Here is an 11,875-nt window from a genome sequence, read left to right on the forward strand (position 1 = left end):
CGAGAAAACCGCCGCAACCATGTTCCTGGTCGATCTTCCTAACCCCGCCATCCGCGTCGAGCGTGTAATCGATACGATCGACAGTGCGTCTCCGGGCGGCCATGCGGTAGTCGCGATCGAAGACCTGCGTGTGCCGGACAGCCATGTGCTGGGCGCGCCGCATGAGGGCTTCACATATGCGCAGGTGCGCCTCGGCCCTGCGCGCCTGACGCATTGCATGCGCTGGCTGGGCGCCGCCACCCGTGCGCACGAGATCGCGACGGACTATGCCGTGCGCCGCTATGCCTTCGGCAAGCCGCTGATCGATCATGAAGGGGTCGGCTTCATGCTGGCGGACAACCTCATCGAGCTGAAGCAGTGCGAGTTGATGATCGATTGGTGCGCGGGCGTCCTCGACCAGGGGGCACCTGGCATCACGGAGAGCTCCATGACGAAGGTCGCAGTGTCGGAGGCCCTCTATCGTATTCTGGACCGATGCGTGCAGGCGATGGGCGGCACCGGCGTCAGCGGCGATACCGTCGTTGAACAGATTTTCCGCGAGATCCGCGCGTTCCGCATCTATGACGGGCCAACCGAGGTGCACAGGTGGAGCCTGGCCAAGAAAATCAAGCGTGAGGCTCTGGCGGCGCGATGAGCACCGAGGCGCTCTTCGCCGGTACCGGCGCTGTTCGGCAGGGTTTCGCCTTTGACGAGGCCGCCCTGGCTGACTGGATGCGCGCCAATGTCGACGGTTTCGAAGGACCGCTGGTGGTTCGGCAGTTCAAGGGCGGGCAATCGAACCCGACCTACCATGTGTCGACGCCGGGACGGGAGTACGTGCTTCGCCGCAGGCCGCCGGGCAAGATCGCGGCTGGCGCCCATGCGGTGGATCGGGAGGCGCGGGTCATGTCGGCCCTCGGGGCAGACGGCTTTCCGGTTCCGCACATCTTCGGCCTTTGCATGGATGAGACGGTCATCGGCACCGCCTTTTATGTTATGGAATTCGTGCGCGGACGTGTGTTCTGGAGCGCCCAGTTCGAGCCGGTGCCAGCACAGGATCGCCCACTTTATTTCGGTGAGATGAACCGCCTGATTGCCGACCTGCATCAGCGGTCGCCGCAGCAGCTTGGCCTTGAGGACTTCGGAAAGAAGGGAAACTACTTTGCGCGGCAGATTGCGCGGTGGTCACGGCAATATCTGACTGACGAGAGCGCCGGGCGCGACGAGAATATGGACCGGCTGATCGAATGGCTTCCCCGGCACATCCCGCAGGATGATGAAACCTGTGTTATCCACGGTGATTTTCGTGCGGATAACATGGTGTTTCATCCGACCGAGCCGCGCGTTCTGGCCGTGCTGGACTGGGAGTTGTCAACGCTCGGCCACCCGCTGGGCGACTTTGTCAATCATTTGATGATGTACCGGCTGCCGCCGACTATTCTCTCCGGCCTGAAGGGGGTTGACCTCGTGTCGCTGAACCTGCCGACCGAGGATGCGTACTTGGCCGCCTACTGCGCCCGGACGGGGCGCGAGCGCATTGATAATCTCGACTTTCTGTTCGCCTTCACCTTGTTCAGGCTGGCGGCGATCTACCACGGTATCCGGGCACGCGCGCTGCGCGGCAATGCATCATCGGCACATGCACTGGAACTGGCTTCGACCTATGCGCAGATCGCGCAACTGGCCTGGGAGCAGACCGGGGCATAGCGAGCCAAATCCTTCCGTCGAGGAGCATCATCGCGCCAATAGCCTGGTCCGCACTGCTGCATTCTCGTGATGAGGCAGCACTCCGGCCATTACGACCGCAGGCAAGGAAAAGAGTGGTATTCATTTCGCGAAGACCGCTGGCTGCACAAGACGTTTCAGCCAGCAGAGAATATCGCGCCGTATTCGCGTCGAGACTTGTTACGCTGCTCCCCGGATCTTGATCGCGAGGCCAGGGTGTTAGGACAGGGTGATTGCGCACCTGCTTCGTCACAAAGATTACGTGTCCAAGCGATTTCGGCCGGCTCGTATCATTTTCTGATCATGACCTGCATACGCGGCGTTCACGCCGGGCCGTTCGCTCAGTCAGCGTCGACGTGCGCGGCAATGACAGCAAGAAAGGCGTGGCCGTAGCGTTCGAGTTTTGTCTCACCGATACCGGGCACGTCGGCCATTTGTGCGCGTGAGATCGGCCGGGCAGCCGCCAGTTCGAGCAATGTGCGGTCGTGAAAGATGACATAGGGCGGCACGTTTTGCGTGCGTGCAATCTGCATCCGCTTTTCGCGCAGCGCCTGGAATAATGTCTGGTCCCGCTCCGGCAGAGACAATGTTGCGGCCTGCCTCCGCTGGGCCTTGTCACGTGAGGATTTCGGCTTTGGCGGCACACGCAGCATGAGTGTCTGCTTCTCACGCAGGAACTGCCTGCCCGTCTGGGAAATGGACAAGCCGCCGTGTCCGGAAAAATCAATGTCTACCAGCCGTTGTACGACCAGTTGGCGTATGATGGCTCGCCAGGTGCGATTGTCATGCTCGCGTCCAATGCCGTACGTCGAGATCTGGTCGTGACCGAAGCGGGTGATCCGCTCGTTCTCGGCGCCCAGAAGTACATCGACGATGTGGGCCTGCCCGAACCTTTCCCCGGTCCTATGGATGCAGGACAATATCTTCTGGGCGGCAATTGTCCCGTCAAACAGGCTTGGGGGCTCGGCGCAGGTGTCACAGTTGCCGCATGGCTCGCATGTATCGCCGAAATACGACAGCAGCACCTGCCTCCGACAATTCGCCGTCTCAGCGAGGCCCAGGAGCGTGTCTAGCTTGAGCCGTTCCGTTCTCTTGCGCTGGTCGGGCGCTTCGGATTCCTCGATGAAACGACTGCGTAGGACGATGTCCTCGTAGCCGTACAGCATCAGTGCCTCGGCAGGCAATCCGTCCCGCCCCGCGCGTCCTGTCTCCTGATAGTAGGCCTCGATGCTTCCTGGTAGATCGATGTGTGCAACGAATCGGACATCGGGCTTGTCGATGCCCATCCCGAAGGCAATGGTCGCCACCATGACGACAGCTTCCTCATGCTGGAAGCGCGCCTGGTTCGCTTCCCGTGCGAGCTTGTCCATGCCGCCATGATAGGGAAGGGCGTTGTAGCCCAGGCTACGCAGCCATTCGGCAGTTTCCTCGGTCTTTCGTTTCGATAGACAGTAAACGATTCCGCTCTCCCCGTCATGGTCCTGAAGAAAGCGCTTCAGTTGCGCACGGGTGTTGTCCTTCTCCATGATTGCGTAGCGGATGTTGGGTCGGTCAAAGCCGGCGATGAAGGCGTCGCTCTCGTCGATTTGAAGGTGGGTCAGGATTTCCGCTCGCGTCGGGGCATCGGCAGTCGCCGTCAGTGCCATGCGAGGGATGCCCGGAAAAAGCCCGGCGAGTGCGTCGAGCTGGCGATAGGCTGGCCGGAAGTCGTGCCCCCACTGAGACAGGCAGTGCGCTTCATCGATCGCGATCAGGGAGAGCGGCACCATGCTCAAAAGTCTGAGAACATCCGGTTTCAAGAGGGTCTCGGGCGCGATATAAAGCAGGTCGAGCGCGCCGGCCGAAATATCCCGCCACAAATTCCGCCTGTCATCGCCGGCGAGGTCAGAGTTGAGCGCCGCTGCTTTGACGCCTGCCTGACGCAGCGCGGAAACCTGATCGGCCATTAATGCCAGAAGGGGCGATACGACAACGCCCATGCCGGGCCGTGCAAGGGCCGGGATCTGATAGCAGAGCGATTTTCCACCGCCCGTCGGCATTAGCACGAACGCATTGTTGCCCTCCATGACATGCGATACGACTTCCGCCTGCCGGCCACGGAAGGCGTCGTAACCATAGACGGTCTTGAGGATGTCGAGTGGATCGGTGGTCAAGGAATCACTTGCTCTTCAGGACTGGGGCAGCGGGCTTCTTTAGCAGACGGTGAGGAAAATTAATCATTTTTCGCAGGCGATTGGCCGATTGATTGTTTCGTCTGGGCAGGCAGCGTGCCGCGGCGACCGCGATTGTTCAGCACCAAGCGGAGCAGCATCCCTTGTGGCCGGCATCGATTGGATCCCATCGTTCCAGGCGCGTGGCCCTTGGGCAGAGGCTGGTCCTATCAGGCGGTCGGCTTGAACGAGGCTCTGTGCAGATGAGCTTGGTCAGATGTCCAGTGTTCAGCTTCCTACCGCTCGCTGTGACGTGCGTTCAGACAAAGGTCTAAGATACGAAACCTCAGGCACCGGGCGCATGTTCTAACTCTACGCGAATACGCGACCTCTTCTGGACTGATTTACGCTTGTACACTGTTGCAGCGGCGATCACCTGATCTGCGCCGCAGAGCACATCAGGTGCAGTAATCCTCCTGGTCTCTGCCAGGCATGTGGTGTCGGCCACTCAGGGCATGCGGTTCGGGCCGCACTTGCGCGAAGGCCGCGGGCTTGCAGCCATCTGAAAATATTTACGGAGGTGAACATGCGTTCTTTCCAGTCCGTAACTGCGCCTGAATTTGCTTCCTTGGTGCAAGCCTTCCCGTGGACGCGACGGATCTCCGAGGTTCACCTCCACCATACCTGGCGGCCGCGTCAGCGCGACTACTCAGGCCGCGCGACGATCGAGGGCATGTGGCGGCACCATACCCGGGTTAACGGCTGGAGCGACATTGCTCAGCATGTCAGCGTTGCACCGGACGGTACGATCTGGCTGGGCCGCAATTTCAACTGGGCACCGGCTTCGGCAGCTGGGTTCAATGGCAACCGGCAGGCCGGGCCCTTCATGATCGAAATGATCGGCGACTTTGATGTGGGCCATGAAGCCCTAACGGCTGAACAGAGGGCATCGACGCTGGCCGTAATTAAATCTGTGCAGCAAAGGTTTGGGCTTTCCGCTGAACAGTTGCGCTTCCACAGCGAGATGTCGGCCAAGACCTGTCCGGGTTCAACCCAGGACAAGGCGGCCTGGATCGGCGATATCGGCCAGTTCGTGCTTCCACCCGACGGCAAGGCACGGGCCGCCTTCGGTACCGGAGGTGATCGCAGTTTTGAGTTGATCGCATCGATGGACCCGACGGCAGAGCAGACCGACGACATGGCCCATGCCGAGCATGAGGCAGATCTCTCGAGCATGACGCAGGCCGACCAGCGCGGAGAAGGCTGGGGCGGGGCAGCCGGCAGCCTTGACCCCCGGATGCTGGAGGAACTTTCGGATCATATCGTCAACCTCTCCCAAGGGCGGTTCTCATCCGACGGGATTGTCCAGTCGAGCGAGACGGATGTTGACCGGATCATCAATGAACGACTGAGCAAGATGATCAGGAACACCGGTGACGAGGTGGTGCGGCTGGTGGTCTATGCGCATGGCGGCCTTGTTGAGGAGCGGCCGGCATTGCTTGGTGCGTTCGAGCAGCTCGACTTCTGGCGCAAGAACAATGTCTACCCCTTGTTTTTCATCTGGGAGACCGGCTTTGCCGATACCTTCAGGCAGGTGCTCCGAGGCGCTCTCGGGCTTGAGGTTTCAGCACGGGGGTTGGGGCGGGATATAACGGACAGAATGGTCGAGAACGCGGTCCGGATTTTAGGAGCTGGGAAGATCTGGGGCGGGATGAAACGGAGTGCCGAGCAAGCGGCAGCCCCCGGCGGGGGCGCTGCTTACGTCGGCAAAATGCTGGGCCCGGTGCTGGAGAGATATGGCGACAGGCTGGAGCTCCATCTTGTCGGGCATAGCGCCGGAAGCATTTTTCAATCGCATTTCCTCTCTACCCTTGGTGACCAGGTGAAGGTGAAAAGCGCGCACTTCCTTGCGCCCGCCATAACCTGTGAAGCCTTTCTTGACCAATTTGCACCGGAGTTGGGCGGCAGGATTGAACACCTGACGCTTTATACCATGACGAAGACGCGGGAGTTGGCCGATACCGTGACCAAGCTCTACGGTAAGTCTTTGCTTTATATGATCCATCATGCGCTCGAGCCCGAGCGGGAGACACCCATTCTCGGACTGGAGGAGTCGCTGCGCCGCGAGCCGGCGCTGCGGGACATGTTCGGTTTAGGCGGGCAGCAAAGCAAAGTCGGGGAAATCATCTGGTCGCCGAGTGCCGATTCAGGGTCGGGCTCTGCCAGTCAGTCCGTCACCCATGGCGGCTTCGACAATGATCCGGCAACAATGCAGAGCATCTGCCGCCGTATCCTTGGCAAGGTGAACAACGAACCCCTTCATCCCTTTGCGAAGTCGCGCGCACTCGAGCGCTCGCTCTGGGAAGGCGAGCCGGAATGGCCGGATCATCTCAAGCCCTTTCTTCTGGCACCGGCCCAGTCGGAGACGCCCCTGTTCGCTTCGGGCAGCGTAGGGCCCGCCCCATCGCTTGCCCCGCTTGCCTCACTCGGCCGCCGCCGTGCACTCTGCATCGGCATCAACAACTATCCCCACATCGCGCCGCTCGGCGGCTGCCTCAAGGATGCAGACCGCTGGCGCAGTACCCTTGAGGCGGCCGGCTTCGAAGTCACGACGGTGGACGAGAAAGATGCAACGGCAGAGGTGATTGTCGCGCGGTTGCGCAATCTCATCCAGAGCGCCGACGCAGGTGACCGCCTGGTCTTCCAATTCGCCGGCCACGGTACACTCATCCGGGACAGTTCTGACGATGAAATCGAAAGCCAGTCAGACTCGTGTCTGTGCGCCATCGACTGCAACAATCCCCAAGGCAACGGCGGCCTCGTCATCGACGACGAAATCTACGAGGCCTACAGGTTGCTCCGTCACGATGCGCATCTGACCTGCTTCTTCGATTGCTGCCATTCCGGCACGGCGATCCGGGCTTATGGGGCGCCGCCGCAGCGACAGGTGCGGCCTGGCATGAAAGCTCGGGCCGTCAAGCCAACCGCTAATATGATAGAGGCTTACCGTGCGAAGAAGGGGCGGTTTGCCCGGGCAACGGGAGGGGGGCCGATCGGCGTGCTGTTTGCAGCCTGCCAGGACTCCGAGTTTGCTTACGAATACGAGGGTGCGGGCCTGTTCACGGCGGTTGCAACGAAGGAACTCCCCAAGGCCCGAGGGCTGAGCAACCGGCAGTTCCACCAGAAAATCCTCACCGCTCTGGGGCCGGACGCCGGCCAGTCACCTCGTCTTTATGGCGATGTAAGCCGTTTCGATCACCCATTGGCGCTATTCTGAGGAGGGGGGAATGGCGGACCTTGAGGATCACCTGGCTCCCGAGGCTGTGCAGAGCACGGCGCAGAGCCGTATGCCGCCTGGTCCGCCACAGAGCGTGCAAGACCAGCTTCCGGCAGGTGCCGGCGTGCTCTATGCCCTCGGCCCACGGCTTACCCACCGGGCGACCACCCGGCCTCACCAGCGCCACGGCCTGGAGCCGCTTTATCGGCCATTATCCATCTTCGCGCGCGATCCGTCCACGTCGAAGCTGCACGGCGCGATCGCCTCGGTCAAGCTGCCGTACGAGCCTCTGGAGCCGGGTCCGATCGGTTCAATCATCGAAGTGGTCAGCGGCGATGTGGACGGGAGGATTTATCCAAGAGCCGACCTTGATGCCCGAGATGTTCTTCTCAGCAATGGCTATATGCCGTCCATCACATGCCCACAGTTCCACCAGCAGATGGTCTATGCGGTCGCGATGCTCACTTATGCGAACTTCAAGGCCGCCCTTGGCCGCGATGTCGCCTTCGCCTTCGGGGCTGACGATGGTGGCCTGAGCCGCCTGAAACTGCGCCCTTTTGGCGCAATGGAGAAGAACGCTTGGTATGACCGGTCGCGCGGCGAGATCGTTTTTGGCTACTTCACTGCCGAGTATTCAACCCCGGTGGCGCAGGCCGGCGTGGGGAAGGTTTATACCAGCCTCTCTCATGACATTATCGTCCATGAGATGAGCCATGCACTGCTGGATGGCCTCAGGGCGCACTTTTTCGAGCCGACCCATCCGGACGTGCTTGCTCTCCATGAGGCGTTCGCTGACCTGATCGCCTTCTTCCAGCATTTCGCTTACGAGGATGTGGTCCGGGCCGCCTTGTCGGAAACCCGAGGACGGCTCACCGAAGCGAAGGGGTTGATCAGCCTGGCTCAGGAGTTCGGCCGCGGCATCGGTGCGCAGGGTGATGCCCTGCGGACATTTGCAGGCATCGGGACCGAGGGCCGCCTGCGGTATGCGCCGGACGTGCTTGAGCCGCACGACCGAGGCAGGGTGCTGTCCTATGCGGTGTTCAGCGCTTTCGAGACGATCTATCATCGCCGGACGCGCCGCCTGATCAAACTGGCAACGGGCGGCTCGGGCGTTCTTCCTGAAGGCGACCTCTCACGTGTTCTGGAAGACTCCCTCGTTAAGGAGGCGCGCAAGCTCGCCAGTCAGTTCCTGCGCATCTGCATCCGGGCGATCGACTACTGTCCGCCTGTCGATGTGCAGTTCGGCGATTATCTGCGTGCGCTTATCACCGCTGATCATGATCTTCTGCCGGATGATGACCTGGCCTATCGCGAAACCATCATTCGCGCCTTTGGTGAATCCCACATCTTCGGCATCGGTGCTGAAAGCATGACCGAAGACGCGCTGCTCTGGCGCGGCCCGCGGCGCTCCATGCCGGTGGAGGCCGAACTTAAGCTCGCCTCGCTTCGCCTGACGGATGATCTGAGCGAACCTCAGGACGTAGGCGAGCTTCGCCGCCTTGCCGGAGCACTGGGGCGGCTCGTCACCCATCCCGCCTTTGCGCCGGAGTTCGGTTTGATCAGCCCGCTCTCACCGGATTACGACACGCGGACAATGGCATTGCCGGTGGTGGAGTCCATACGGATCGCACGACGCATCGGCCCGGACATGCAGCTTGCCTTCGATGTCGTTGCCGAAGTTACGCAGCGGATAATGGTTGAGCAGGATGGCATCGAATGGCCCTTTTATGGCGGTTCGACGATCATTCTGGACTCCGCCGGGGTCGTCCGGTTCGTGATCTCCAAGCGGGTCGATAACATCGAGCGGCAACAGGCCCAGTGGGAATACATGCGCTCGGGAGCCTCTTCCATCTTCTGGCGTAAGGCAGGCCGCAGATATGTCGCGGATTTCAACACCATACAGCGCCGCCTCTGCGCTCACGTGGCGTAGGAAAACTCCTAACGGCAGAGCATGGTCGCGACGGCTCACGGCGGCGCTCTGACGACAAGGCGGGCGCAGTCGGGCGGGATGGTTTTCAAACTCACGATGCCCGCTGGCCCACAACAACCGTCGTCGGTATTCGCACAGAAATGTCGGCTTGTTAGCACGGCTCACGCTTTCCGTTTGGGGACGGCACCCTACCCTGGGGCGGGCTCGGCCTGAGCGCGACCCAGCCCCTGCAAACACCGATACAAGGCAGCTCCTGCTGCCAAAGCCGGGGCTGCGTTCGTTCCGCAAAAGGGTCGATCAGATGAGCGAGGTCAGCTGCCCTGAACGGCTGAATAATCTAGAAAATTTAATTCAAATATTGCAACAAATATGACAATAGGGATAGTCATATTGGTGTGCGCCGTGCCCGGCTCGGATCGCCAGAAAATTATTTATTACTTCTCAGTAAGTTAAGTTCCCAATCCGCTTTGCAGGCCGTTTCAGTTGCGCTGTTCAAGACCAGGACAGGGGGCTGTCATGCCAATTGGTAAGTCTTCCGGTGTGCAAGGCCTGGCCAAGCATGAACGGACAGCGCTTGATGAACTGTATCGAACGCTGCGGGGGGAAGTTGCCCGTTTCGTCCGCAGGCGCTTTGGAGCGGGGCCACCGGATCCCGAAGAGGTGATGCAGGCTGCGTTTGAACGTCTGGCGCGAGCGCAACAGGCCGATACACGGATCAACAATCCGCGTTCCTATCTGCTGACTGTGGCCAGCAACATTGTCCGTGATTATCATCGGCAGGCAACGGTGCGGGGCAACGTCTCCCTCGAGGTTGCGCTGCGAGATCGCGATTTCGAGGTGTCAGAAGTCACGCCCGAGCGCGTCTTGATTGACAGGCAGCGGTTGGACATCCTCAAGGTCGCGCTGGCGCGCATGCCCGAGATGCGACGTCGCGTGTTTCTGTTTATCCGCGTCGAGGGTATGAGCGTTGCCGAGGTTGCCAAACAGTTCGGCGTCTCGGAGACGACTGTTTACAAGCATGTGTCACGGGCAATGCAGGATTGCGTTGCTGCATTCGAAGCAGCGGATCGCGATCACGATGACGGGGACAGGGGATGAACGGCGACCATAACCCGGATGCTGCCCGGCAACGTGCGGTTGATTGGCTTCTGCAAGGCAAGGGCTTTGACGAACTCGCCTCGCCCACTGCCAGGCGGCAGGTTCCGCGATCCGCCGAAGAGCTCGAGGCGTATCAGCATGCCGATGAGGCCTGGGAGGCGCTTGCCAGCCTGAAGGCGGATCCCGATTATGCCAGTCTTCTGGGACGCCCCACCTGGCGCGAGCGGCTTGTGGGCTGGCGCCTGTCTCTGGAACCGCGCTGGAGCCGGCGCTCTGTCTGGGCCATGGGCGGGGCTGCGGTTGCGGCCGGACTGGTTGCACTGGCCTGGCTTGGCGTTCGGCCGGACGGCACCGTCTACAACACCAGCATCGCCGAAATCCGTCAGCTATCGCTTGAAGATGGCAGCACCATCGCGCTTGGGGCCAAGTCGCGCCTCGAGGTGACTTTCTCCGGCGAACAACGCGTCGTCGACATGCAGCCGGGCGAAGCGTTCTTCTCTGTCACGCCTGACCCGGATCGGCCGTTCGTCATCAGGGCAGGTGATACACGCATCTCCGTGGTCGGCACAAAGTTCAACGTGAAATACGACGGAGAGAACGTGCGGGTGGCTGTGACCGAAGGCAAGGTCAGGGTCGCCCCGCCCAAGCCGCTGTTCGCGTTTAAGTCAGCGCCGATGATCCCGCTGGAGGCCGGCAAAGAGGCCCTAATCACGCCAGAAGCCGACCGGCCCGCCGTTAAACCGCTGACGTCGGTGCCGGCGGAAACATGGCTCAGTGGCTGGCTCGCCTACGAAGATGTCACGCTGAGGGAAATCATCGCCGATGTTAACCGCTATCTCCCAGGCGAGGTCGTCATTTCCTCCGAGCAGCTTGCACAGGAGCGCCTGACCGCCTCCTTCCGTGCCGATCAGGCCGGCGCATTTCTCGAAAGCCTGCCCCGCGTTGTCCCCGTCCGGCTCGAAGGCCGGATTGGGCAGAGGGTTGTTCTGACCGAGGCTTCATCAGGCTAAACGCCCACCCCCCCGAAGAAATGCATTCGCAGCCTGTCAGATTACCCAATCGACTACGTCATTGAGGTGAAAGCGAGCCAGCGACAGGCGGACGAAGAAGACGCCGCGCTGGCTGCATCCAATGGCGAAGGGGGGGGATACCATGAGCCAGACGAACCGTTTCCTGTTGAGTTTGCGACGAACGACATCAACGATCGCTACGCTTGCAATGCTTGTTGCAGCCAGCGCCCATGCAAAAACCGTCACCTTTGATATTCCGGCCCAGTCCCTGGCCAGTGCGATCAACGAGTTTTCGCGCCAGAGCGGCCGGGCCATTACAGCGCCTGCCGCTGTTCTGCGAGACAAGACCGCACCAGCGGTCAAAGGGGCGATGACGCCGGAAGAGGCCCTTGAGAGACTGCTTGAGGGAACCGGGCTGCACATCGAAACGACACCTGGCGGCGCACAGGTGATCCAGCAGCGCGAGAGCAGCCATTCTCGCGCAGAGTCCCCGGAAACCACTCTCAGCGAAATCATCGTGACGGCACAGAAGCGCGAGGAGCGGATCAGCGACGTGCCGATTGCGATCACGGCGCTGACGTCGGAAGGGCTGGACGCTCGCAAGATCGAGGGCGGCTCGGAGTTGCTGCGGGCGATCCCCAACGTCAACTTCTCCAAGAGCAACTTCAGCATGTACAACTTCTCGATCCGCGGGGTCGGGACCAAG

8 protein-coding genes are annotated in these 11,875 nt (G+C 61.0%); 7 read left to right on the plus strand and 1 reads right to left on the minus strand.

Annotated features, from left to right (window positions below; translation table 11 throughout):
• Both VIG90_RS11750 and VIG90_RS11755 read left to right on the plus strand, forming a co-directional pair.
• Positions 1 to 634: acyl-CoA dehydrogenase (locus VIG90_RS11750; RefSeq protein WP_331593708.1), on the plus strand; the 634-nt coding region annotated here is incomplete at its 5' end.
• The gene (locus VIG90_RS11755; protein WP_331593709.1) at positions 631 to 1,686 is read left to right on the plus strand and encodes a phosphotransferase; all 1,056 of its coding nucleotides are present in this window, start codon (positions 631 to 633) and stop codon (positions 1,684 to 1,686) included. The genes VIG90_RS11750 and VIG90_RS11755, both read left to right, overlap by 4 nt.
• Before the next feature lie 359 nt (positions 1,687 to 2,045).
• Here the strand turns inward: VIG90_RS11755 and recQ are convergent, their stop codons facing one another.
• Complete coding sequence (recQ, locus tag VIG90_RS11760) at positions 2,046 to 3,857, minus strand: DNA helicase RecQ (protein WP_331593710.1); 1,812 nt, start codon at positions 3,855 to 3,857, stop codon at positions 2,046 to 2,048.
• A 583-nt stretch (positions 3,858 to 4,440) separates the two neighbouring features.
• Here recQ and VIG90_RS11765 point away from each other — a divergent pair.
• The 5 genes from VIG90_RS11765 to VIG90_RS11785 form a co-directional block, all read left to right on the plus strand.
• Positions 4,441 to 7,131 carry a caspase family protein gene (locus VIG90_RS11765; protein ID WP_331593711.1) on the plus strand — a complete coding sequence of 897 codons (2,691 nt, stop codon included), beginning with the start codon at positions 4,441 to 4,443 and terminating at the stop codon, positions 7,129 to 7,131.
• 10 nt (positions 7,132 to 7,141) lie between these two features.
• On the plus strand, positions 7,142 to 9,061 hold the full coding sequence (locus VIG90_RS11770) for a hypothetical protein (protein ID WP_331593712.1): 1,920 nt from the start codon (positions 7,142 to 7,144) through the stop codon (positions 9,059 to 9,061).
• A gap of 516 nt (positions 9,062 to 9,577) precedes the next feature.
• Positions 9,578 to 10,159 (plus strand): RNA polymerase sigma factor, encoded by a 582-nt coding sequence (locus VIG90_RS11775; protein ID WP_331593713.1) that lies wholly within the window; start codon positions 9,578 to 9,580, stop codon positions 10,157 to 10,159.
• Positions 10,156 to 11,169, plus strand: a complete 1,014-nt coding sequence (locus VIG90_RS11780; RefSeq protein ID WP_331593714.1) for a FecR family protein — start codon at positions 10,156 to 10,158, stop codon at positions 11,167 to 11,169. The genes VIG90_RS11775 and VIG90_RS11780 overlap by 4 nt, the downstream gene beginning before the upstream one ends.
• A gap of 142 nt (positions 11,170 to 11,311) precedes the next feature.
• Positions 11,312 to 11,875 (plus strand): STN domain-containing protein (locus VIG90_RS11785; protein ID WP_331593715.1); only part of this gene is annotated, 564 nt, incomplete at its 3' end.

This window comes from Pedomonas sp., assembly GCF_036515995.1.
GTDB lineage: Bacteria > Pseudomonadota > Alphaproteobacteria > Sphingomonadales > Sphingomonadaceae > Pedomonas.

Excerpts from the sequence above, each read along its gene's own strand:
- VIG90_RS11755 (WP_331593709.1), top strand. The coding sequence starts at position 631 with ATGAGCACCGAGGCGCTCTTCGCCGGTACCGGCGCTGTTCGGCAGGGT.
- VIG90_RS11765 (WP_331593711.1), top strand. The coding sequence starts at position 4,441 with ATGCGTTCTTTCCAGTCCGTAACTGCGCCTGAATTTGCTTCCTTGGTG.
- VIG90_RS11770 (WP_331593712.1), top strand. The coding sequence starts at position 7,142 with ATGGCGGACCTTGAGGATCACCTGGCTCCCGAGGCTGTGCAGAGCACG.
- VIG90_RS11775 (WP_331593713.1), top strand. The coding sequence starts at position 9,578 with ATGCCAATTGGTAAGTCTTCCGGTGTGCAAGGCCTGGCCAAGCATGAA.
- VIG90_RS11780 (WP_331593714.1), top strand. The coding sequence starts at position 10,156 with ATGAACGGCGACCATAACCCGGATGCTGCCCGGCAACGTGCGGTTGAT.